Origin of the sequence: Clostridium ganghwense (genome assembly GCF_026735165.1) — a bacterium.
Lineage (GTDB): Bacteria > Bacillota > Clostridia > Clostridiales > Clostridiaceae > Clostridium_H > Clostridium_H ganghwense.
Window position 1 is genome coordinate 250,388 of the sequence record NZ_JAPQES010000002.1, and the last position, 23,894, is coordinate 274,281.

At 27.2% G+C, this 23,894-nt stretch carries 21 protein-coding genes and 1 other annotated feature; of the genes, 2 read left to right on the plus strand and 19 right to left on the minus strand.

The features are described 5' to 3' along the window. The first annotated feature begins 20 nt into the window (after window positions 1–20). Window positions 21–1,490 carry a glycosyltransferase family A protein gene (locus tag OXH55_RS07800; RefSeq protein ID WP_268049267.1) on the plus strand — a complete coding sequence of 490 codons (1,470 nt, stop codon included), beginning with the start codon at window positions 21–23 and terminating at the stop codon, window positions 1,488–1,490. Between the two features lie 80 nt (window positions 1,491–1,570). On the opposite strand, the gene OXH55_RS07805 is transcribed toward OXH55_RS07800, so the two are convergent. The 15 genes from OXH55_RS07805 to OXH55_RS07875 form a co-directional block, all read right to left on the minus strand. Further along, window positions 1,571–2,284 carry a glycosyltransferase gene (locus tag OXH55_RS07805; protein ID WP_268049268.1) on the minus strand — a complete coding sequence of 238 codons (714 nt, stop codon included), beginning with the start codon at window positions 2,282–2,284 and terminating at the stop codon, window positions 1,571–1,573. 20 nt (window positions 2,285–2,304) lie between these two features. Then, window positions 2,305–3,213, minus strand: coding sequence for an NAD-dependent epimerase/dehydratase family protein (locus OXH55_RS07810; RefSeq protein ID WP_268049269.1), 909 nt, complete (start codon window positions 3,211–3,213; stop codon window positions 2,305–2,307). 37 nt (window positions 3,214–3,250) lie between these two features. Continuing rightward, complete coding sequence (gene rfbG / locus OXH55_RS07815) at window positions 3,251–4,324, minus strand: CDP-glucose 4,6-dehydratase (RefSeq protein ID WP_268049270.1); 1,074 nt, start codon at window positions 4,322–4,324, stop codon at window positions 3,251–3,253. Then, window positions 4,324–5,094: a glucose-1-phosphate cytidylyltransferase gene (gene rfbF, locus OXH55_RS07820; protein WP_268049271.1), complete on the minus strand. Its 771-nt coding sequence runs from the start codon at window positions 5,092–5,094 to the stop codon at window positions 4,324–4,326. The genes rfbG and rfbF overlap by 1 nt, the downstream gene beginning before the upstream one ends. 183 nt (window positions 5,095–5,277) lie before the next feature. Then, window positions 5,278–6,012: a sugar phosphate nucleotidyltransferase gene (locus OXH55_RS07825; RefSeq protein WP_268049272.1), complete on the minus strand. Its 735-nt coding sequence runs from the start codon at window positions 6,010–6,012 to the stop codon at window positions 5,278–5,280. Between the two features lie 139 nt (window positions 6,013–6,151). Further along, window positions 6,152–7,165 carry a dTDP-glucose 4,6-dehydratase gene (rfbB, locus tag OXH55_RS07830; protein WP_268049273.1) on the minus strand — a complete coding sequence of 338 codons (1,014 nt, stop codon included), beginning with the start codon at window positions 7,163–7,165 and terminating at the stop codon, window positions 6,152–6,154. Window positions 7,166–7,279: 114 nt separating this feature from the next. Continuing rightward, window positions 7,280–8,167 carry a glycosyltransferase family 2 protein gene (locus OXH55_RS07835; protein ID WP_268049274.1) on the minus strand — a complete coding sequence of 296 codons (888 nt, stop codon included), beginning with the start codon at window positions 8,165–8,167 and terminating at the stop codon, window positions 7,280–7,282. A 264-nt stretch (window positions 8,168–8,431) separates the two neighbouring features. Continuing rightward, window positions 8,432–9,379: a hypothetical protein gene (locus OXH55_RS07840; RefSeq protein WP_268049275.1), complete on the minus strand. Its 948-nt coding sequence runs from the start codon at window positions 9,377–9,379 to the stop codon at window positions 8,432–8,434. A gap of 82 nt (window positions 9,380–9,461) precedes the next feature. Then, window positions 9,462–10,370 carry a hypothetical protein gene (locus OXH55_RS07845; protein ID WP_268049276.1) on the minus strand — a complete coding sequence of 303 codons (909 nt, stop codon included), beginning with the start codon at window positions 10,368–10,370 and terminating at the stop codon, window positions 9,462–9,464. Between the two features lie 231 nt (window positions 10,371–10,601). Then, window positions 10,602–11,519: a hypothetical protein gene (locus OXH55_RS07850; protein ID WP_268049277.1), complete on the minus strand. Its 918-nt coding sequence runs from the start codon at window positions 11,517–11,519 to the stop codon at window positions 10,602–10,604. Window positions 11,520–11,565: 46 nt separating this feature from the next. After that, the gene (locus OXH55_RS07855; RefSeq protein ID WP_268049278.1) at window positions 11,566–12,513 is read right to left on the minus strand and encodes a hypothetical protein; all 948 of its coding nucleotides are present in this window, start codon (window positions 12,511–12,513) and stop codon (window positions 11,566–11,568) included. A 56-nt stretch (window positions 12,514–12,569) separates the two neighbouring features. Next, window positions 12,570–13,643, minus strand: coding sequence for a DegT/DnrJ/EryC1/StrS family aminotransferase (locus OXH55_RS07860; protein ID WP_268049279.1), 1,074 nt, complete (start codon window positions 13,641–13,643; stop codon window positions 12,570–12,572). 210 nt (window positions 13,644–13,853) lie between these two features. Continuing rightward, window positions 13,854–14,876: a glycosyltransferase family 4 protein gene (locus OXH55_RS07865; protein WP_268049280.1), complete on the minus strand. Its 1,023-nt coding sequence runs from the start codon at window positions 14,874–14,876 to the stop codon at window positions 13,854–13,856. Between the two features lie 79 nt (window positions 14,877–14,955). After that, complete coding sequence (locus OXH55_RS07870) at window positions 14,956–15,228, minus strand: putative Se/S carrier protein (protein WP_268049281.1); 273 nt, start codon at window positions 15,226–15,228, stop codon at window positions 14,956–14,958. A gap of 225 nt (window positions 15,229–15,453) precedes the next feature. Continuing rightward, entirely contained in the window at window positions 15,454–16,383 is a 930-nt protein-coding gene (locus OXH55_RS07875) for a hypothetical protein (protein ID WP_268049282.1), read from the minus strand. Window positions 16,384–16,581: 198 nt separating this feature from the next. Between OXH55_RS07875 and OXH55_RS07880 the strand changes: the two genes are divergently transcribed. Continuing rightward, window positions 16,582–18,174, plus strand: a complete 1,593-nt coding sequence (locus tag OXH55_RS07880; RefSeq protein WP_268049283.1) for a hypothetical protein — start codon at window positions 16,582–16,584, stop codon at window positions 18,172–18,174. A 54-nt stretch (window positions 18,175–18,228) separates the two neighbouring features. Here the strand turns inward: OXH55_RS07880 and OXH55_RS07885 are convergent, their stop codons facing one another. The 4 genes from OXH55_RS07885 to pheS all read right to left on the minus strand — a co-directional run bounded on the left by OXH55_RS07885 (window position 18,229) and on the right by pheS (window position 23,624). Further along, window positions 18,229–19,359: an aminotransferase class V-fold PLP-dependent enzyme gene (locus OXH55_RS07885; protein WP_268049284.1), complete on the minus strand. Its 1,131-nt coding sequence runs from the start codon at window positions 19,357–19,359 to the stop codon at window positions 18,229–18,231. Between the two features lie 164 nt (window positions 19,360–19,523). After that, on the minus strand, window positions 19,524–20,117 hold the full coding sequence (locus OXH55_RS07890) for a cell division protein ZapA (protein ID WP_268049285.1): 594 nt from the start codon (window positions 20,115–20,117) through the stop codon (window positions 19,524–19,526). Window positions 20,118–20,195: 78 nt separating this feature from the next. After that, window positions 20,196–22,574: a phenylalanine--tRNA ligase subunit beta gene (gene pheT / locus OXH55_RS07895; RefSeq protein WP_268049286.1), complete on the minus strand. Its 2,379-nt coding sequence runs from the start codon at window positions 22,572–22,574 to the stop codon at window positions 20,196–20,198. Window positions 22,575–22,604: 30 nt separating this feature from the next. Then, window positions 22,605–23,624, minus strand: a complete 1,020-nt coding sequence (gene pheS, locus OXH55_RS07900) for a phenylalanine--tRNA ligase subunit alpha (protein ID WP_268049287.1) — start codon at window positions 23,622–23,624, stop codon at window positions 22,605–22,607. Window positions 23,625–23,675: 51 nt separating this feature from the next. Continuing rightward, window positions 23,676–23,892: a binding site (T-box leader), on the minus strand. Window positions 23,893–23,894 lie beyond the last annotated feature (2 nt).

Sequence of the window (23,894 nt, forward strand, 5' to 3'; positions counted from 1 at the left end):
AATTTGAAAGGATGAAAAAAATGTATGAATGTTATCGACAAAACAACCGTAATTATGAAAAATATAGTGACAAATTCCCCAAAATATCTTCTAAAAAAAAGGTATTACCTAATGTAAAAGCTGCATGTATATTAAATGATTTTAGTTTTTTATGTTTTAAATACGAATGTAATCTAATACCTCTAAATCCATATAATTGGGAAAATGCTTTAACAAGTACTAAACCTGATTTCTTATTAGTTGAATCAGTTTTGCATGGCAGCAATGAAAAGTGGTTTCAATCATTTGAAAAAAAAGCTTCTCCTTTAAAAAATCTAATTAAATGGTGTAAAGAACATAATATACCTACAATTTTTTGGAACACAGAAGATCCTATTCACTTTAATAAATATATTGAAGCTGCAAAACTTTTTGAATATATTTTTACAATTGATTCTGCTTATATAAAAAAATATAAGGAATATATTGTACATGACAATATATATCCTTTACCTTTAGGCGTACAACCTAGGATTTATAACCCTATAAATAATCCAAACAGCATTGTAAAAAAGAATCCTTATATAATGCCTCTTACGCTATTTGAAGCACTTGCTTGTGGAAATATCACTAGTTCCGCTAACATACCTTTGAAAGTCTTTAGAAAAAATTCTAATAAAGATTTGTCCTTTTTAATTAACAATAAATTATTAAAGAATAAATTATCTCTACTTTGTCAAAGGGAAGTGCTTTCTAATAACACCTACACTCATATCCTTAAAACCATATTAAATAAAATAGGATTAAAATATGAAAAAAATAAAGCTGGTGTAACTATTGTTACAAGTACTAACAAAGCAAACACTATGGATTATGTATTTACCAATTATGAAAGGCAAAACTATGAAAATAAAGAATTAATTGTTATTTTAAACGATAACAAAATGGATTTACAAGAATGGAGAGATAAATCCAGTGCATATAAAAATGTAAGAATATATCAAATAGATGAAAGTGAACCTCTAGGACACTGTTTAAATTTTGCTATTGAGCGTAGCAACTTTAACTATATATCTAAATTTGATGATGATAACTATTATGGAGCAAACTTTATAACAGATTTAATGAACACTTTTAAATATGTAGATACAGAATTAGTTGGTAAATTATGCTATTACGTTTATCTTGAAAAAAGCAATACTTTAGCAGTAATATGCCCAAATATGGAAAATAGATATGTACATTTTCTATCTGGTTCAGGATTGATTATTAAAAAAGAAGTATTTGATACAGTAAAATTTTCAAGCACTCCTCAAGGTTCAGATTCTATTTTTTTAAGAGAGTGTACCAAAAATGGATTTAGAATGTATTCTGCTGATAGATTTAATTATGTATATATAAGACGAGCTTCAAAAAAAGAACATACTTGGAAAGTGTCAGACGATGTATATTTAAAAAGTTGTGAAATTATTACAGTTACCGATAACTACGTACCAATTGTATCAGTATAAAAAATAAAAGCATATATTACTACAAATGTTCAAATACGTTTGTAGTAATATATGCTCTTTTAGCGTATTAATAGTTATAATTATTTATATACAATATCACCCATAAACTCGCTTAATATTTTCTTTACTTCTGAAGAATCTGTTATTATATCTTTTTCTTTTATAGGTTTAAATTTTGCTAAAGCATCAGCTGTATTCTTAGAATGTACATGCCACAAAAAATTACGTTTTTTTATAACTTCATGAGGTAATTTAATTGCTCCTGGATGTCCATTTATCAATTTATATCTATTACCAGCTAAATAATCTTCAACTTTATATATTAATGTAAAAAAAGGTGGACTTGGATGATGATATTTACCTAAACGTTCTGCATTAGAATCATATAAGTATCCCTCTTGATTTACTAGTACTATAGTATTTTGTTTTGGGTTATATTCATGTAATTGCTGTGTATAAGTTTTATGATACATATCATCTGTATCTAATCGTGCTAAATATAAATAATCATAACCTTGTATTTCTTTTTCAATATCAGATTTATAGTCAGTTTTTCTGATAAATCTAATATTATATGGAAGTTTATCATACTTATCAAGGTATTCTTTTACTATATCTTCTGTTTTTTCGTGATACATATAGGTAGCTGTAAAATCTTGATTAATTTGTGCTTTTAAACTTTTCAATGTATATTTCATAAATATATCAATTCTATATTTAATCCATTCCTTATCGAATCTTCCTTTCCATGGATAAGTATTTAAACTACTACTTATATAAATCTTTTTTTTCATAATTAACCTCCACTACTTTTTTAATATTTTATTTGCTTTTTCCACCACTCAATTGTTTCATCTAATCCTTTGTCCATATCATAATATGGAACCCATCCTATTTCATTCTTAAGTCTATTAATATCTGCTAATATTACATGTGCTTCATCAGGTGATGTTTTAATATCTTCTAAATGAATTAAATCTTGACTTCCTATTTTGGCACCAATTTCCATAAAAAAATCCATTAATTTTATTGGATTACCTGAACCAATATTAACTACTCCTTCTACATTACTTTCAAACAAGCCCACAAGTGCAGAAGCCACATCATAAACATGTAAATAATCTCTTATTTGCCTACCATGAGAACAATGAGCTACTTCACCTTTTAAAAGTTTATTTATTACATAAGGTATAACTCTATTAGGATTCTCATGAGGGCCATACACATAAAAAATCCTAGCCCAAGCTAAACTCAAATCATTTTTCATACAATAACTTTCTGCAATACTGTGCAAGCTTGCTTTACACACTCCGTATAATAAATTGGATTTTACAGGTGTTAACTGCTCATTTAAATAACCATATTTACAATCATATTCACTACAAGTTCCTCCAAATACAGCTCTTTTTCCATTATACTTTTTAAAACTTTCAAGAATTTCTATACCAACCTGAACCCATTTCAAATGTATATTTGATTTTTTATATTTTTCAGGAGTAATATTCCAAGCAAGATGTAGTAAATAAGTAGGTTTAACTCTTCTAAACAACGCATCTATTTGCAGTAAATCTAGTAAATCTATACAATGCCAATAAATATTTTTATTACTCGATTTAAACTGCCTAGAACTAACTGCATGTACTTCATATCCTTTGTTTACTAGTAAATTTAGAGTATTCCTCCCAATAAAGCCACTAGCACCTGTAACTAAAATCCTCTTCATAGACAATTTATCATACTCCTCAATATTACTTATTTTTCTATAATTTTTCATATTGTTTTATTTGATTTAAACATAGATCATATACATCTCTTTTTTTGTAATTTCTATACCATTCTACAGTATATTTTAATGACTCATATATATTTAACTTAGGTATCCATCCTAAATAAGTTTTTGCTTTAGTACAATCTAAAGTTAATGTATTAGCTTCATGTAATTTATTTTCTTTAGATAATTTTATACAACCATTACCACCCCACTGCTGTAATATAATATTAGCTACCGTCTCAACATTAACAATTGAATTATAATCAGGTCCAAAATTCCATCCACCACAATATTTAGTTCCATCTTTATACATATTAGCAGCTAAAATTAAATAGCCCTTTAAGGGTTCTAATACATGTTGAAATGGTCTAATAGCCTTTGGATTTCTAATTTCTATAGGCTTATTGCTCGTTAAAGCCCTGATACAATCAGGAACTATTCTATCTTTAGCCCAGTCTCCTCCTCCAATAACATTTCCTGCTCTTACTGATGCAATAGCTTTTCTATGTTCTTCATAATTCTTAGGATTTATAAAAGAATTTCTAAATGAAGCTATTAAAATCTCTGCACATGCTTTACTAGAACTATAAGGATCATATCCTCCCATTGGATCATCTTCTCTATATCCCCAAATTTGTTCTCTATTTTCATAACATTTATCCGTAGTAACCATAATTCCAGCCTTTACAGTGTTGGATTGTCTTATACACTCTAATACATTTAACGTCCCCATGACATTAACTTCATAAGTTTCTATAGGTATCTTATATGAAAGTCTAACAAGAGGCTGTGCAGCTAAGTGAAAAACTATATCTGGTTTATATTTTTCAAATATAGCTTTTAATTTATTTAAATCTCTAACATCACCTCTAATATCTATAATTTTTTTATTTAGACCTGCCATTACAAAATTATCTTCCTGTGAATTAGGAGCTAATGCATATCCTATAACATTAGCTCCTAATTCTCTAAGCCATATACTGAGCCAAGATCCTTTGAATCCTGTATGTCCTGTAACTAGGACATTTTTATTTTTATAAATATCCTTAAATATATTACTCATTACTTCCATACCTTCCACGGTTTATTACCAGTATTCCACAACATATTAGCTCTCTGAACATCCTTAAAAGTATCTATTGCAATCCAAAAACCATCGTGTTTAAATATAGCTAATTCTTTCTCCTGTGCTATATTTCTAATAGGCTTTTCTTCGAACATACAATCCTCTTGAATATAGTTAAATACCTTTTTATTTAGTACCATAAAGCCTCCATTTATAAACCCACCTTGTCTAGGCTTTTCGTTAAAAGACTTAGCTATTCCATTTTCAACTTCTATTACTCCATAAGATGACATAGGATGAACTCCTGTCATAGTAACTATTTTTTCCATTTTTTTATGATATTCTATAAGCTTATTAATATTTATATCACTTAATCCATCTCCGTATGTCATTAAAAAGTTTTCTTCATCTATATATTTTTCTATTTTTTTTAATCTACCTGCAGTTAATGTTTCAAGTCCTGTATCAACTAAAGTAACATTCCAATTTTCTCTTTCTTGATTATGATATTGTATATATTTAGAACCATTATCTATATGAAGAGTATAGTCATTATTCATCCAATCCATATCATTAAAATACTGCTTTATCATATTTCCCTTATATCCAAGACATAAAATAAAATCTTTTACTCCATAATATGAATATATTTTTAATATATGCCATATTATTGGCCTTCCGCCTATATCTACAAGAGGTTTAGGTCTATATTCTGTTTCTTCTCTCATACGGGTTCCTTTACCTCCACATAATATAACTGCCTTCATTATTATCCCCTCGCGTTTTTATTATAAAAAATTAGAAATTTAAACTTATTTGTCCTACACTAAATTATATGTATCCAATGTTTCTTTTGTGATTAAACAACTAATTTTGCACAAAAAACAGAACCTAAAAAATTAAACATTATTTAAAGGTTCTGTTTATAGTCTTAAATAACTTATAATATATTATTTATCTAAAATACTCATTAAATCTATATCTTTAGCAAGAATGTTAGCAGACATTAAAGAAGAAATAGTCCCAGCATCAATCCACCAATTTTTTAATACATCGTAACTTAAATAACTTTGCTTTATATAACAATTATTTACATCAGTTATTTCTAATTCATTTCTACTAGAGGGTTTTAATTTTTTTATCACATCAAATACCTGATTATCATACATATATATCCCTGTTACGCAATAATTGCTCTTAGGCTTTTTAGGCTTTTCTTCAATGTTTACTATTTTATTTTCATATATATCTGCTATTCCATATCTTGTAGGATCTTTTACTTCTTTTATTAAAACCTTTGCTCCCTTGTCTTGTTTTCTAAATTTATCTACAAAAGGTTTAATATTATCATAAAAAATATTATCTCCCAACATAACTACACATTTATCTAATCCTACAAACTTTTCACACAAGCCTAAAGCCTCAGCTATACCACCAGCTTTTTCTTGCACTCTGTAGGTAAATTCCATTCCAAATTCATTTCCATTTCCTAATAATTTAGCTAAAGAGCCTATATCTTTTTTGCTACTAATAATCATTATATCTGTAATTAAAGCTTGTTTTAATTTTGCAATACTATAATAAATCATAGGATATCTACCAATCGGAAGTAAGTGTTTGTTTATAGATTTAGTAATTGGATATAACCTAGTACCATTTCCTCCTGCTAGAATTATTCCTTTCATTTTTCATATTCCTCTCTTTCATCATATATAACATATAGTTACTTTATCTTTAATCCTTTCACTAATCATAATATTCAGTGTCTATTTAAAAGTAACCATAGAAAATATACAATTAAAAGAGTATTTATTTACCTATTATTTAAGATATACTATTTTCAAGCCATGCTCTATTATTCAAATACCAATCAATAGTTTTATCTATTCCTACTTCAAAAGAAAATTCTGTACTCCATCCTAAATTTTTTCTTATTTTTTCAGCACTTATTGCATATCTCCAATCATGACCTTTTCTATCTTCCACAAATTTAATAAGTTGCTCTGTAATGCCATTTTTCATTTTCTCACTTATAATTCTTATAATCAATTTTACAATTTCAATATTGGTTTTCTCGTTATTTCCACCTATATTGTAAACCTCTCCACTCTTACCTTGTTTCATTACTAAATCTAATGCTCTGCAATGATCTTCTACATAAAGCCAATCTCTAACATTAAGTCCTTTACCATACACGGGTACATTCTTTTTTTGTAAACAATTATTTATAACTAGTGGAATGAGTTTTTCAGGAAACTGATTTGGTCCATAATTATTAGAACATCTTGTTATATTGACAGGCATTTGATAGGTATCATAATACGCTTTAACTATACAATCTGCACTTGCTTTACTAGCTGAATAGGGGCTATGAGGATTTAATGGTGTGTTTTCAGTAAAATAGCCTGTATCTCCAAGAGAACCATAAACTTCATCAGTAGAAACTTGTAAAAATTTTTTTCCCTTAATGAAACTCTTATTTATAATCCAAGCTTCTTTTGCACAATTTAAAAGATTTACTGTTCCTAGCACATTAGTTTTTACAAAAATCTCAGGATTGTTTATACTTCTATCTACATGAGACTCTGCTGCAAAATTAACAACATAGTCTATGTCATATTTATTAAATATATCTTTTACTAAATCCTTATTACAAATATCTCCTTTTATAAATTTGTAGTTTGAATTATTTTCTATCTCTTTTAAATTTTCCAGATTGCCTGCATAAGTTAATTTATCTAAATTTATAACTTTAATATTTTTATACTTGTTAATTACATATTTAATGAAATTAGCTCCTATAAACCCAGCTCCTCCAGTAACCAAAAATTTTTGCATTGCTTTTCTCCACCTTTTATCAAAGTAACTTTACGTTAACCTTATTCTTTAAACCATATATTGATTAATACTTTAAATTTAATAAACATTTATTATCCACTGTACTCAACATAACTATATAATTTGAAATTTTTCTATCTCTTGTTTATACTGTTTATATTTAGGATTTTGTTTAATTATATTGATTGACTTGCTAAATGTAACTTTCCATTTTTGTAAAGCAGCATTATACTCTTCTTCAGTTAACAAACCAGTTTTATACGCATTTTCTACAAGATATATCCATTCCACTAAATCTGTAACTCTATCCACTGTCACAGCATTTTGACCTCCATGGATTCTTCTATAACTTAATATATTATTAACACGTATACAATCTCCTTTGGAACAAAGTACAAGCCACATTGCTACATCTTCAAGTATACGATGCTGTCTTCCTCCAAAAACACCAAATCTATCAATATATTTTTTATCAAAAAGAACACCGGTTGGTGCACCTACAACATTTGCAAACCTTCTAAAAAAACTTTTAATTAAATCGACACCTTTTTTTCTTTTTACTACTAGATTTTCAACTGGTAAATATAAAATAGGCTCTCGTTTCCACCCTATTTTTTCATTAGCACCAACAACCATAGTTACATTTTCATATTTACAAATACATTCCACCATTATTTTTATCTTATCAGGATGAAATACATCATCATCATGTAAATAATTTATATATTTCCCAGAAGACAACTCCAAACATTTTTGACTATTTCTTGTCCCCCTTAGTCCTAGTGGTCCTCCATTATAATAGTATTTTATATTTTTATATTTCTTAAGATAAGGTTCTATCATTTTTGTTGTATCATCATTTGTACTATCATCACATATAATTATCTCTATATTTTTATAAGTCTGGTTTAATGCACTATCTAAAGCTACTTGTAAATAATGAGGTCTGTTATATGTTGGTATTAAAACACTCACTAAAGGATTAAATTTATTTTCAATCATACTTTTCACCCATTTCAATAATATTTTTCAAATCCTTTTATTTTGTAACTATATATATACACTTTTATAATATGCTAAACATAAAAATTTCGTTATAATAAAAAAAGTGACTTAGTTTAACTTTAAACCAAAGCCACTTTTAATCCTTCAATTCTTTATTTAAAATTCACCTTTTCTATATGCTGGGAAATAATCTTTATCAACTATTTTAAATTATTACTTATACTTTTAAATTTCCATTTTTCTAGTATTTTCAAAGTATAGTTATACATATCTCTTTATTAACTCACATATAAATTTCATATCATTCAAATCATATCTTTGATCTATTGGTAAAGGTAATAAATATCTAGTTAATTTATATTCAAAAGTATTGTCTTTTACTCTTTCTAAAACTTCTTTCCAATAAGTTGCTACATATAATTTATTTTTTATAAGTTTTTGTCTTATTCCTTCTTTCGTTATTAATAATGGATAAACCATCGGTCCATTTAAATAATTTATATCAATTTTCAATTCATTAAATTGAGATAATTTTTCGTGCAAATAAAGAAAATTTCTCTCTCTTATTGACTTAACCTCATTATAATTTATGCTTTTCATAATCCTCTTAGTCAACTTAGACATTGACATTAATTTTCTATCTTTAAACTTACATTGATTGTGTATAAAATCATCATAGCTTTCCTTTGCTGATATATCAATTCTCTTCAATAAATATAAACATCTATCGTATGAATTATCTCTCTCAAACTCTACTAAATATCTATATTTAGTATAAAGATATCCACCTTCTGGAACTCCAAAAAATTTTCTTGGAGAGTATATTGTTCTAACATCTTTTATTTGTTGCTCAAAAAAAGCTTGGGAATTGTCTATAATAACATTATTTTTATCATATATAGAATCAACTATTTTCTTATTTATGCCAAAATAATTAATATATATAAATAATTCACTAGATAAAATTTTTTTGTGTAATATAGGATTAAAGTCATTATTTATATTATAAAATTCATAATTTATATTCTCTCTGATTATAGGTTCTAACAAAGTATGACAAGAATAATATGGTAAATATATCTTTTGGGGTCTCTCAGCTTTTATAATATAAAGCAAACAATTTCTAGCACTATTAAGTTTTATAGCATCTTTATGATATTCTTCACCTTTATTTAATTCTAATTCAAAAAAACCTCCTATTTCTTTCATGTAAACACCACTCTTAATTAATTTTAATGCTTATACTTATTTATAATAAAACTTCAGGTCATATGCTCATAATTTTAATTATTCAAAATTCCCCTTCTCTATATTGTGGAAAATATTCACTATTACTTTTTTTCAAGTCACGAATTATTGTGTTATACTTTTCTTTATTTAAAACTTTTCCACAAATATAAGCCATTCTTGTCCCTGTACTCCATCCTCTTTTAAAATAATTCAATCCATCATTTTTATTTGCAATTGTTCCTGCGCCTGCTCCAAAATTTACCCATTTAACTTTATCTTTCAAGTATTCTAGAGCCCTCATTCTAATAGCATAGGAAGCATTTAATTTATACCCTTCATCGCTAAAAGCTGATAAATGAGTATATGCAACTTCTTCATAAATAATAATCAAATTTACTCCCACTATTTTGCCATTATATAATCCACGTACTAGTAACATACCTGGTGTTTTCAGTTGATATTCAAAAGCTTTTTTCGAAAATTGTCTCATACCTATAATTTTATGCCTTTTTACTAAAACATTATATAATTGCAGCACTTCATCTAAATATCTAATATAATCATTGGTACATATTTCTACATCTATCTTTTTTAAAGCTCTTCTTGAATTTTTTTTATGACCTCTAGCTATAATTTTATTTAATTCACAGGATAAATCGGCTATATAATGCTCTTTAAATGGCTTTACAAAATCAAAAGTGTTATATAGTTGTGTTAAATTATAATTTCCAAAGGGATCTGCAACTAAAGATATACTAACTAAATCTTTTTTTAATTTTTCAAAATCTAAAGAAAGTTTTGTCCAATCTTTACAACAAAATAGAGGGTATAATCCCATTGCATCATACAATTTATATTCATCGATTTTTCTTTTTAAAATCCATCCACCACTTTCTTCTAATCTTAGAGGCTGTCCCCATTCTTTAAATGAATTTGCATAGTTATAGCTTAGATATCCTTTCTCGTCCAAATTAATTTCTTCCCTTCCTTATTTTAATTCTGTTTTATTAAATTATATAAGCACCTATTAACGCCAACTTCAGTAATTAGAATATTATTACAATAATATTCTAATTACTGTAAATTAACTTTTATATTAAGCTATACACTCTTCATTTATACTCACTTTTATAATATTCAAATTCCAAAGATTACGTTCTAAACAAAAATTCTAAATTATATACTCAAAATTTTCTCTTGTTCAAAATTCTCCTTCTCTATATTCTGGGAAATATTCAACACTACTCTTTTTTAAACGCCAAGTTATTCCATCATACTTTTCTTCATCTAAAACTTTTCCGCATAAATACACCATTTTTTTACCTGTACTCCATCCTCTCTTAAATTGATTCAATCCATCATTCAAATTTGAATTTATTCCTGCATTTGCTCCCAAATCTATCCACTTCACTTTATTTTTCAAGTATTCTAATTCCCTCAATGTAATCCCATAGGAAGCATGCATGTTATATCCTTCATGACTAATAGCCATCAAATGATCATATGCAACATCTTCATGAATAATACACAATTTCATCCCTACTACTCTTCCATCATATACTCCACGAATAAGTATGGTACCTGGCGTTTTAAGTTGATATTCAAAAGCTTTTCTTGAAAATCGTCTAATTCCTGTTATCTTATGTCTTTTTATTAAAACATTATATAATTCAATAAACTCATCCAAGTATCTAACACAATTTTTTGTGCAAATTTCTACTTCTATATCTTTCAAAGCTTTTTTGGCCTTTCTTTTATGCCCTTTGTATATAAATTTATTTAATTCACAGGATAAATCTACTATATAATGCTTTTTAAATGGTTTTACAAAATCAAAGATTTTATATAATTCGGTTATTTTATACTCTCCAAAAGGATCAGTTACTAAAGTTATACTTACTAAATTATTTTTTAATTTTTGAAAATCTAAAGAAAGTTTCTTCCAATCTTTACAACAAAATAATGGGTACAACCCCATTGCATCATATAAATTATATCCAGCAATTTTTCTTTTTAAAAGCCATCCCCTACTTTCTCCTAATGTTATAGGTTCACCCCATTCTTTAAATGAATTTGCATAATTATTGTTTAGATATCCTATTTCATCCACATAACTCATTCCTTATACTCAATGTTATATATTTATATAATATTTTAAATAATAATTATATATACTTTTTTATCAAATCATGTATAAATTTCATATCACTCAAATCATATCTTTGATTTATTGGTAAAGGTAATAAATATCTAATTAACTTATATTCAAAAGACCCTACTTTTACTCTTCTTAAAACTTTCTTCCAGTAAGTAGCTAAATATATTTTATTGCTTATTAGCTTTTCTTTTATTCCTTCTTTAGTTATTAAAAGTGGATAAATCATAGGTCCATTTAAATCTTCTATATTAAGCTTTAATTCATTAAATTCAGATAATTTTTCATGCAAATAAAGAAAATTTTTCTTTCTTATTAACTTAACCTTATCATAATTTATACTTTTCATAATCCTCTCAGTTAGCTTAGACATCAACATTAATTTTCTCTCTTTGAACTTACCTTTATTATGTTTAAAATCAGCATAGCTTTCCTGTGCTGATATATCAATTCTCTTTAACAAATGTAAGCATCTATCATATGAAGTATCTCTTACAAGTCGTTCTGAATATCTATATTTTGTATAAAGATATCCCCCTTCCGCAACTCCAAAAAATTTTCTTGGAGAATATATTGTTCTAATACCTTTTATTGGTTTCTCAAAAAATGCTTGAGCATTATCTATAATAATCTTGTCTTTATTGCTTATAGAATCAACTATTTTCTTATTCACCCCAAAATAATTGGTATATAAAAAAAATTCATCAGATAAAATTTTTTTATGGAATATAGGACTAAAGTCATTATTTATATTATAAAATTCATAATTTATGTTCTCCCTGATTATAGGTTCTAGCAAAGTATTACAAGAATAATATGGTAAATATATCTTTTTGGGTCTTTCAGCTTTTATAATATAAAGTAAACAATTTCTAGCACTGTTAAGTCTTATAGCATCTTTGTGATATTCTTCACCTTTATTTAATTCTAATTCAAAAAAACCTCCTATTTCCTTCATGATAGCTTTCACCACTCTAATTATTTTCTAATATGGCCTGTATAAAATATGATTTTTCATACAGATTTCTTTATAACATTTATAATTTTATCCTGATCTTTTACTGTTAAAGAATCATACATAGGTAAACATAATATTCTTTTAGATATACTACTTGATATTGGAGCATACTGATTCTTATTCAAATAATTCAACTTCTCTAATGATGGATAAAAATATCTTCTAGGATTAACCCCCTCCTTCTTTAAACTATATTCTACTCTTAATAAAATCTTTTCATCTTCAAAAACCACTGGAAAATAACTGTAGTTTCTACTACTATATTTATTCTGTTTTTGAAATTGTAAATTTTGTGGTAATTTACTCATATAATACTCGTGTACCATTTTTCTGCAATAAATAATTTTATCAATATCATCCAATACACATAATCCCATAGCAGCTTGTAGTTCATTCATTTTTGCATTTATTCCTAAGTACTTTATATTGTCTGATTCATATATTCCAAAATTAATCATCTTTTTAGCTTTTTCATATAATTTATCATCCTTTATTACTAGTGCCCCTCCTTCAACTGTATGAAAAAGTTTTGTAGCATGAAAACTTAAAGTAGAAATATCACCATACTCTAATATACTTTTTCCTTTATAAGTAACTCCGAAAGCATGTGATGCATCATAGACTACTTTAAGATTATTTTTTTTAGATATACTATCTATAAAATTAATATCACATGAATTACCAAATACATGTACAGGTACAATTGCAGAACTATTATCTGTAATAGATTTTTCTATTTTTTGTGAATCTATATTATAAGTTTCTTTATCTATATCACAAAAAATAGGATTTAATCCTTCCCATACTTGACTACTCACTGTAGCCACAAAAGTGAAAGGAGTAGTTATAATCTTCCCTTTTAACTCCAAAAGCCTATAGGCCAATTGTAATGCTATAGTTCCGTTGCATACTAATAAAATATTTTTTACATTTAAATATTGTTTTAATCTTTTTTCTAATTGTCTAACAAACTGACCATTATTAGTAAGCCACCCACTTGAAAATATTTTATCAATATATGACTTATATTTCTTACTATCAGGAATATAAGTTTTAGTAACATTTATCATTAATCTCTTCCTCTTCTTTCATAATTTCTATAAATTTAAACCTATAACAAATAAAATAGTTCTTTAAACTATTTCTAAATTTATATTCTACTTTAAAATTATATGCTTAATCATATTCTTCTGTGATAAAATCATATATTTCTACAAAAGCTATGTTTGTAATAAATAAGTGATAGACAACCCAATTCTAGGTTGTCTATCACTCATTTACTAATTTAAAAAATTTAAAGCCTTCCCTGTATTTTTTACTTTTAATACTTCATAGACTTCATATAATTTTTTACAATGTTTTTCCCAACTATAATTTTCAAGCACAAAATCTTTTAATTTATTAATTTTTCGTTTTTTCATTCCTTTTTGTACTGCTTCAAAAATACTATTTTCATCATACGGATCACAATATATTGCCATATCCTTAAAGTATTCTTTTGCAGTTCCCTCTATTGTTGAAACTATATTGCAGCCACTTGCAGCAGCTTCTAAAGATGAAAGTCCTGGAGTTTCCATATAGCTTGCAAGTACATGTAATTTTGCAAATCTATATGCATTATATATATTGTAGCTATCCATAAATCCTAAATATAAGACATTGTTAAATTTAATACATTCTTTGAAATAGTTTTCATCTTTTACATTTCCTATGAGCAATAACTGAACTCCAAGTTTATTACATACCTTTGCTAAAGTAAGCTGATTTTTGCTTGGACAAATTCTTCCCACGCATAACACATAGGAATTTAAATTGTGTCTTTCCTTAAAGTTATATAATGGAATCTCCTCATCTTCTACTTCAACGCCGCTATAAATAACAGTACTTGGTAAGTTAAGTTTAAAATCATTCTTAAGTGCATTTCTTTCCAACTCACTATTTGCAATAATCATCTTGCACCCTTTTAATATTTTTCTCCTATAAACATTACTTTTTTCCCATAACTTCACTGCTTCAATATTATTTTTATATTTGTAGTATTCATTAAGATTCCAATATACAGGAGATACTACGATAGGTTTTTTATAATAATTAGCTAATTTATAATATTTATAAGTTTCACCTATTCTTATTATATTAAATAGATGAATTATGTCATAACTAGAATAATCTGAAATAGCACCATTGTTTATATCAACTTCAGCTCCTAATTTTCTTAAACATTCAGCAGTTTTCAACACTTGCATAGAATCCCCAGCAAAATTTCTATAATAATCTTGTCTTATACATAAAAGTATTTTCATCTTTATATTTTCCCCCTAGAACAATAAGTTTTTACCTCTTTTATCATATTTCTATGCTAACTTTTTTACATTTATTAAATTATTGAATTTTTAAATAATAAAATTTACTATCTTTATATACTTTTTTATATATTCCCCTTATAGATACCTTATTTCTTCTTATTTCTTCTATAACAAAATGTATTTCTCTTTCTTGTACCTTTATTGCTCTAGAGCATCCTGCCGAAATAGTACATGGAGTAGACATAATTTCAACATCGTATCTTTTATCCTTTAATATTTTATATAAATGAATACTTTCATTTGAAGAATTAAAAACAATTATATATATTTCCTCTCTTGGTCTTGGCATAAGAACACTCCTCTTTAATAAATAAAAACACTCTCATTAATAAAATATGTACTTTATTTACTATTATGTTACACTCAAAAGTATATGTCTCTAATTATTTGGTTTTAGATAAAGTAAAAATTAACACAAATAAAGACTATTGGTATTATCCCAATAGTCTTTATTGTATTAAGTAAATTATTTTTTTAACCCTCTGTTTGTACAACATTAATGTTTAATTTTAATTTACTCTTTAATTACTGGATCAAAGTCATCAAATGGGAATGGTATTTCATTAAAGAACGAACATGGATCACCAGGTACTATTGGATCACATACAGGTATATCACATCTTCCAGTAGTTAAGACTGTCATATTTACTAATCTAAATAATTTTATTATTGTAAATAATCCTATAGTAACTCCTAAGATTTTTTCTGGACAAGAATCTAAAGAATCACAAGGGTCTATATAATCACCAATTGAAACTGAAAGAGGCATAGCTTTTGCTTGTGCGAATACGTATGGTGCATTTGGTGAAGGACTTAATTCATTGTTATCAAATAAATTACAGCTTGTAACTATGTCCTTATTTGCTGATCCTCCAAATAAAACTATTTGTTTTTCATAAAAACTATATGCTAAAATATGCTTTTTAATTGTAGTATTTCCACATTCACTATCTGTTAACTCTATATTTAATCTGTTCCCTGCAAAATCAACTAGTTTTAATTTATAGACAAATTTATATCTTATCTTTACTCTCCAATATCCATCAGCTGCAAATAAATTTTGTTCCTGCTCATTAAGTGTTTTAATCTCGGCAATATTAAAACTTCCTTCTATTATTTCAGCATGTTCAACTAAATTACGTGGAAATATAATAGGTGAATTAGGACTAATAGGGTCAGGTAATGGCATTTCTTCCGTTGGTAATATTGATGGGTCTGCTGCTAATGTTAGTTCTGGTCCTATAAATGCTGTAATTTCTAATTTTTCTCCACTATATGATCCACTAATAGGTATGGAATCAACTCCAGGTTCAGGTACAATAAAATCTGGTTTTAAGCAGTCCTGCTGTCTACATTTTCCAAATACTTTCATTGCAATTATACATTCATCGGTTAATTCATGGGGCTTCTTGCACATATCTTTCATTTCTAAATTATCTTCCATGCCTTATCCTCCTCTTCTCTTCAAAAACTTATTTATTATAGCTCATAATAAGTAATATCTTACATTAACATAATATGTGTAGCTTTAATATGTGTGATTATCATTATAAAAATTTTAATAATGTTTTTAAGTTATAAACTTACCTACTAAAATCATATGTTTATATATAGAAGTAATTTTACTAAAAGGAGTATTTTAATGTCTTTGATTGAAAGAAATTTTTATACATTAAAGCAGTCTTGTAGAACTATATGGAATTTCACATATAAAAAAAATTGGGGTATCATTTATAAAACCTTTATTGATAATAAGTGGTCAACATACAATGTTTTGGTAAAAGAATGTAATAAAAATTTTTCTGCTTTACTCCTCCCTGATGATAGAATATGTGTTATTTATCAAGATTTCTTGGGAAATATAATTTTAAGTATATATAATGAGACTAATTGGAGTCACCATGAAATCTTAAAAAAGAAAAATAATACTATAAAAGATGTTTACTTAAAAATTTTATATAGTAATAATAAGATTCATATTTTCTACAATATTTACTTAATCCAAAATAATATTAGAACTTTATTTCACCAAACAGTTGATAAAAATTTAAATCTTTCTAGTCCTAAAATGATAGATACCACTAACGTAACTCTTATTAATCCCTTTTCAGTACATGTTTCAGATAACCAAAACATATTCATCATGTATCAAAAGCTTAAAAACACCTATGAATTAGGATATAAAATATTAGATAATAATAATACTATGTGGTCTGATTTTTATGTTGTTGATAAAAATATATCTCCTTATATTGATTTTTCAATATCCTCTATGGATAATACATTTCACTCATTATATATAAAAAATAATACTAAAACTAATATCCTAACTCACTGTTCTGGATATTTATCAGATTTAACTCATGTTAAAATATATGAAAGTATTAATGATATAATGTTGCCATGTTTATTTAGAAAAAAAGATACTCTATGGGATTTATGGATAAGCGATAACTCTATTCATAGCTGCTTCTCGAAAGATAATGGAATAGATTTTAGTAACATAGAAAATGAATTATTACAATCACCTGATATATTCAAAACAATATATATTTCTAATTCTGATAATAGACAGTATGAAGTAAATGAATTATATTCAAATCAGTTAACTTTATTACCATATACATTTGTAACTAGTAAAAATGATTTGCAAAATAAAACTAATTATACTGACCACTTTAATGAAACTTCAGTAACTTTAAAAAAAGATATGCCTGATCTTGATGTTGAAAAAAAACTTTCTTATTATAATCATAAACTTATTCAGAAGGATCAAATAATTAATCAGCTTAACTATTTGCTTAAAGAAGAAAAAAATAGATCACAATTATCAAGTAGCAAGCTTAAGACTCTTGAAAAAAAATATATTGAATTCAAAAATGCAAAACTCAATATAGATAAAAATATAAGTCTTCTTAAGGATAAGTTAATATCTAAAGATAAACAAGTTTCTAATTTAGAAAAAGCCATAGTTGAAAAAGAGGAAGAAATCTCCTTTTTAGAAAATAAATTTTCTGAATTAGAAGATAATAAAACTAATGATGCAAATACTATAGTTCAACTTGAAGAAAAATTGTATGAATATGAAAATAAAATATTATTTCTTGAAAACGAACTAAATGAATATGAGAATGAAATATCTGTTCTCAATGTAAAGATTAAAGATCTTGAAAACGACTTAGCTAATGCTAAGTCAAACTCATCTTTATTCAAGAAATTCTTTAGTAGTAATTAATACAAAAAGCATATGGGAATAATTAACCTATATGCTTTTTATACATAATAGATTTTACTTAATATTTTTAAGTGCAAAAATTAATTTATCTATATCTTCTATTGTATTAAAATACCCTGGACTTATTCTAACAGTGCCTATATGATTTGTACCAAGAATACCATGTATTAAAGGTGCACAATGGTATCCTGTTCTTACAGCTATTCCTTTTTCATTTAACTTATACCCCACTTCTGAACTATCTAATCCCTCTACATTTATGGATACTACGCTAGCTCTATTTTCGTAAGATTTACCTCCATAAATTTTTATATATTGTAGTTTACTTAGTTCATAAATAAGATGTTCTATTAACATTTTTTTGTGTTTATTAATATTTTCAATCCCTATATTTTCAATAAATTTTATTCCCTGGCATAGTCCTGCTATACCCGGAGTATTTAAAGTACCACTCTCAAATCTATCAGGTAGAATTTTAGGCTGACTCATAGAATCTGACTGACTTCCCGTACCTCCTTGCCCATATTCCTTAAGATTTATACCTTCTTTTATATATAATGCTCCCGTTCCTTGTGGTCCTAATAACCCTTTATGACCTGGGAAAACTAATATATCTATATTATCTTTCACCACATCTATAGGTATATATCCTGCACTTTGTGATGCATCTACAATGAATATTATTCCCTCTTCTTTAGCTATTTGTCCTATCTTATTTATATCTTGTACTGTACCAATAACATTAGAAGCATGGTTAATTATTATTGCTTTTGTATTTTTTTTTATCTCTTTTCTTAAAGTTTCAATATTTATATAGCCTATATTGTCTACACCTAATAAAGTAAATTCTACTCCATGTGATACTTCATAACTTAATGGTCTTAATACAGAATTATGCTCTATAACTGTACTAATAACATGATCTCCTTTTTTAAGTAATCCTTTAATAGCAATATTTAATCCCTCTGTAGCATTTTTAGTAAATACTATTCTTAAAGGATTAGAGATATTAAATAGTTTACAAATTCTATCTCTTGTCTCCATTATTTTCATTTCAGCCTGAATAGCCATTTGATGTGAACTTCTTCCTGGATTAGCAGCATAATTTTTCATACAATTTAGTACTTCATCATAAACTTGCTGCGGTTTTGGAAAGCTTGTTGCAGCATTATCTAAATATATCATATTATCCCCCTATATTAGTATTTAATTATCACTACTAATATACTTATTAATCTCTAATATAGAATTTTACTATTTTGTGTAAATTAATATTTATTATTCATCATATTTAAGAAAAAAAATACCTTATAGTCATAACTATAAGGTATTTGAGTTACATTTATTATTTATTTTACATTCAATAACGGGTTTTCTTGTTTCTTAATTTTTACTAAATCAATTTGGTTTTCTATTAATCTGTTTTGCAAATCCATTATTTTATACTTAGAGGATTGAACTTGAAATTTCAATTCTTTATTTTCTGACTTCAATTGATTCTTTTCTTGCAAGTATTGTTTTGCACTTTCTCTTAAAAGTTCTAGTTCTTCACTTAATCTCTTATTTTCTTCTTCATACTGTTTCAAGTATTCTCCGCTCTTGCTATTTTCTAGTTTATTTTGAAGTTCAGCATTATATTCCTCTAAATTTTTAATATGCTTCTTTAAATCTTCAACTTGAATTTGCAGTGCTTTCTGTGATTTTTTAAACTCTTCTAATTCTTTATTCAAAAGTTCATTTTTACATTCACATTTAAGCATTTCATCAACTACATTAACAGCCGTTAAAACAGAAGCATCTGATATACTCAATCTTTTATTCTTATTTAATATATCAAGAATCTTTTTATCTACACATCCAGCTACTTTATGTAAATACTCTTCTCTTTCTTCGCCTACTAAATTATATTCAGAACCGTTTATCTTTACAGTTACCCTATTCATCTGAACACCCTCTTAGATAAATTCAAGAAAATTCTTATTTATATTTTATCACATTTTCTTAGTATATGAAATATGAATTTATCTAAGTTCCGCACCTAGCTTAAATTGTAAAGCTCTTACAATTTTATCATGTACTTTATTTACCTCTTTATCAGTTAGAGTTTTATTCTCTCCTCTATATATTAATGAATATGCTATACTCTTTTTACCTTCAGGGATTTGTTTTCCTTGATACACATCAAATAATTTAATACTTTCAAGTATTTTACCGCCCTGTTTTCTTATGTTTTCTTCAATTTCTTGAACTAAAACTTGTTCATCAATTAATACTGCAAGGTCTCTTGTAACAGCTGGGAACTTAGGAAGAGCTTTATATTTCTTCTCAGTATTTGCATACTTAAATAGTACATCAAGATTAAGTTCTGCAATATAACATCTTTCTTCTACTCCATAATTTTCAGATACATCTGGATGTATTTCCCCAAGCACACCTACTAGCTCATTTTTTATATATAGTGCTGCTGTTTTACCTGGATGGAAAGTTGGATTTTCACTTTCTCTTGTAAATTTAGTCTTTTTCACTCCTAAGCAGTGTATTATATTTTCAACTACTCCTTTTAAATCTAGATAATCAACTTCTCCATACATTCCTAAAGTTACTAAATTTCTTTCCTCTGGAAGTTGCTTTTCATCTTCATTAGGAATATATATCTTACCTATTTCAAATAATCTAACTATCTCATTGTTTCTAGAATAGTTTCTAGCTAAAGCTTCCATCATTGAAGGAATAGAAGTAGTTCTCATTATGCTGTAATCTTCTCCTAAAGGATTCTTTATAGTTACAACTTTTCTAAGAGGACTATCTTGTGGTATTAATACTTTATCAAAAACCTTAGGACTTACAAAAGAATAAGCTATAGCTTGATTAAGACCACTTCCTATTAAAGTATCAATAACCTTTGTTTCAAGAACTTGCTTCTCATTTTTACCGCCTTTTAGTGTTTGAGCAGCTGGAATTGTTGATGGAACCTTATTATATCCATATATTCTTGCAATTTCTTCTGCAACATCTTCACGTATATTCATATCACATCTAAATGTAGGGACATTAATAACTAATGTATCTCCTTGTACAGTAGTCTTTAGATCTAATCTGTCTAAGTACATTTTCATATCTTCTTTTGATATATTTAATCCCAAGAATTTGTTAATCCAATTTGAATCTACCTTTAAAGTGTGTGGTTCTAATTTTTCAGGATATACATCAATAGTACCTTCCATCACTTCTCCTGCCCCTAATTCTTCTATTAAGTGGCATGCTCTATTCATAGCCATTTCTACTGCATTAGGATCTAAATCTTTTTCAAACTTTCCTGAAGCATCTGTTCTTAGAGCTAATTTTTTAGAAGAAACTCTAATATTTGTTCCTTCAAAATTTGCACATTCAAAAACTATTTCAGCAGTATCTTCTTTAACTTCTGAATTTAAGCCACCCATAATACCTGCAAGAGCAATAGTTCTTTCTCCATCTTTGATGTTTAAAATTTCAGAATCTAATGTTCTCTCTTCTTCATCTAATGTAGTAAATTTTTCTCCATCCTTTGCTCTTTCTACTACAATTGTATTAGAAGCTATTTGTCTTCTATCGAAAGCATGCATTGGTTGCCCAAGTTCTACCATAACAAAATTAGTAATATCTACTATATTATTTATAGGTCTAACTCCTGCTTCAAGTAATCTTTCTTGCATCCATTGAGGTGATGGTTCTATTTTTACATTGGTTACACCTCTTGCCATGTATCTTCTGCATAGTGAATCACGAACTTCAACTTTTAAGCTATCTTCTATGTTTTCGCTACAAGCAGCTTTGAATTCCGTATTTGGCATTTTATATTCTTTTCCTAAAGTTGCTGCTGTTTCTCTTGCTATACCAACTATACTTAAGCAATCTGGTCTATTAGATGTTATTTCAAAGTCTATAATTGCCTTTTCCAAATCTATAACTTCTTTTATGTCCTTTCCTATTGCTGTATCTTGTGGAAGAATCATAAGTCCTACAACAGGTTCATCTCCAGCTATTCCCAATTCTTCCTCAGAACAGAACATTCCGTTAGAAACGGCTCCTCTCAACTTTCCTTTTTTGATTTTAGTTCCATCAGCTAAAGTTGACCCATGTAATGCAGTTGGAACTATGTCTCCTTCTTTCATATTTGTTGCTGCTGTTACTATTTGTATTGGCTCTTCTTTTCCAATATCAACTTGACATATTGATAATTTTTCTGCCTCTTCATGCTTTTCAAGCTTAATAATTTTTCCTGTAACAACTTTATTTATTATATCTCCTGTTACAATAACTTCTTCAACCTTAGAACCTGAAAGTGTTAACGCATCTCCAAGTTCTTGAGGAGATAAATCTATATCAACATAATCTTTTAACCAATTTATTGGTGCCTTCATTATAATTCCCTCCTATTATTAATGTATTTACTAGAATTGATTTAAAAATCTCATATCACTTTCGTATAATAATCTTATATCATCTATTCCATATTTCTGCATAACCATTCTATCAAGACCAAATCCAAAAGCAAAGCCACTATATACTTCTGGATCTATTCCACAATTTCTTAAAACTTGAGGATGAACCATACCGCATCCTAAAATTTCAATCCATCCACTGTTCTTACAAACACTGCATCCTTTACCACCACATACAAAGCATGTAGCATCCATTTCAGCTGAAGGTTCTGTAAATGGGAAATGATGTGGTCTAAATTTAGTTTGCATTTCATCCCCAAACATTTTCTTAATAAACATTTCAAGAGTTCCTTTTAAATCTGCAAAAGTTATTCCCTTATCTACAACTAATCCCTCTACTTGATAGAATATTGGTGAGTGTGTAGCATCTACTGCATCTGATCTATAAACTTTTCCTGGTGCAATCATCTTTATTGGAGGCTTTTCATTTTCCATTGTTCTTATTTGGATTGGTGAAGTTTGAGTTCTTAAAACTATATCATCATTTATGTAAAAAGTATCCTGTTCACCTCTTGCAGGGTGATTTTTAGGAATATTTAAAGCTTCAAAATTATAGTAATCTTTTTCTACCTCTGGTCCTTCTTCTATAGAAAAGCCCATAGAAATGAAAATATCATTTATACTTTCTAAAGTTAATTCTAATGGATTTTTCTTTCCTACTGTTTGTTTTCTTCCAGGCATAGAAATATCTATTATTTCACTCTTTAATCTCATTTCCTTTTCTTTGTTTTTAATATCATTTGCTGCAGAAGTAATAAAATTCTCTAAGAATTCTCTTACCTCATTGGCAATTTTCCCTACAACTGGTCTTTCCTCTGGTGATAATTTACCCATTCCTCTTAATATTTGAGTAAGTTCACCTTTTTTACCAAGATATTTTACTCTTATGGCTTCAAGCTCTGCTTTACTTGCTGCTTTTTTTAGTTCTTCTAAAGCAGTATTCTTTATTGCTTCTAAATTCTCTCTCATTTTGCTGCTCCTTTCACATATATTTATTAAAATAAAAAACTCCATCCCAACAAAAGGGACGAAGTTTATCCGCGTTACCACCCTGATTAACTATAAAAATATAGTTCTCTCATTTAATTTATCGGTTTTACCCGCTAATTGCTACTTTATTTCACAATTAGAACTCCAGAGTGAACTTCAATATATTCCATCTTAAAAAAGCTTTCAGTCTCTGGCTTTTTCTCCCTAAAAGAATTCCTATATCTACTCTCTCTATCATAGTTTTAACTA

Bases quoted from the DNA above. Each gene is read 5' to 3' on its own strand.
- pheT (WP_268049286.1), bottom strand. From the start codon at position 22,574: ATGAAGGCACCAATAAATTGGTTAAAAGATTATGTTGATATAGATTTA.
- OXH55_RS07810 (WP_268049269.1), bottom strand. From the start codon at position 3,213: ATGAAGAGGATTTTAGTTACAGGTGCTAGTGGCTTTATTGGGAGGAAT.
- pheS (WP_268049287.1), bottom strand. From the start codon at position 23,624: ATGAGAGAGAATTTAGAAGCAATAAAGAATACTGCTTTAGAAGAACTA.
- OXH55_RS07850 (WP_268049277.1), bottom strand. From the start codon at position 11,519: ATGAGTTATGTGGATGAAATAGGATATCTAAACAATAATTATGCAAAT.
- OXH55_RS07875 (WP_268049282.1), bottom strand. From the start codon at position 16,383: ATGGAAGATAATTTAGAAATGAAAGATATGTGCAAGAAGCCCCATGAA.
- OXH55_RS07825 (WP_268049272.1), bottom strand. From the start codon at position 6,012: ATGAAAGGAATAATTCTAGCAGGAGGAAATGGTACTAGGTTATATCCA.
- OXH55_RS07880 (WP_268049283.1), top strand. From the start codon at position 16,582: ATGTCTTTGATTGAAAGAAATTTTTATACATTAAAGCAGTCTTGTAGA.
- OXH55_RS07800 (WP_268049267.1), top strand. From the start codon at position 21: ATGTATGAATGTTATCGACAAAACAACCGTAATTATGAAAAATATAGT.
- OXH55_RS07835 (WP_268049274.1), bottom strand. From the start codon at position 8,167: ATGATTGAAAATAAATTTAATCCTTTAGTGAGTGTTTTAATACCAACA.
- OXH55_RS07890 (WP_268049285.1), bottom strand. From the start codon at position 20,117: ATGAATAGGGTAACTGTAAAGATAAACGGTTCTGAATATAATTTAGTA.
- OXH55_RS07860 (WP_268049279.1), bottom strand. From the start codon at position 13,643: ATGATAAATGTTACTAAAACTTATATTCCTGATAGTAAGAAATATAAG.
- rfbB (WP_268049273.1), bottom strand. From the start codon at position 7,165: ATGCAAAAATTTTTGGTTACTGGAGGAGCTGGGTTTATAGGAGCTAAT.
- rfbG (WP_268049270.1), bottom strand. From the start codon at position 4,324: ATGAGTAATATATTTAAGGATATTTATAAAAATAAAAATGTCCTAGTT.
- rfbF (WP_268049271.1), bottom strand. From the start codon at position 5,094: ATGAAGGCAGTTATATTATGTGGAGGTAAAGGAACCCGTATGAGAGAA.
- OXH55_RS07865 (WP_268049280.1), bottom strand. From the start codon at position 14,876: ATGAAAATACTTTTATGTATAAGACAAGATTATTATAGAAATTTTGCT.
- OXH55_RS07870 (WP_268049281.1), bottom strand. From the start codon at position 15,228: ATGCCAAGACCAAGAGAGGAAATATATATAATTGTTTTTAATTCTTCA.
- OXH55_RS07840 (WP_268049275.1), bottom strand. From the start codon at position 9,379: ATGAAAGAAATAGGAGGTTTTTTTGAATTAGAATTAAATAAAGGTGAA.
- OXH55_RS07805 (WP_268049268.1), bottom strand. From the start codon at position 2,284: ATGAAAAAAAAGATTTATATAAGTAGTAGTTTAAATACTTATCCATGG.
- OXH55_RS07885 (WP_268049284.1), bottom strand. From the start codon at position 19,359: ATGATATATTTAGATAATGCTGCAACAAGCTTTCCAAAACCGCAGCAA.
- OXH55_RS07855 (WP_268049278.1), bottom strand. From the start codon at position 12,513: ATGAAGGAAATAGGAGGTTTTTTTGAATTAGAATTAAATAAAGGTGAA.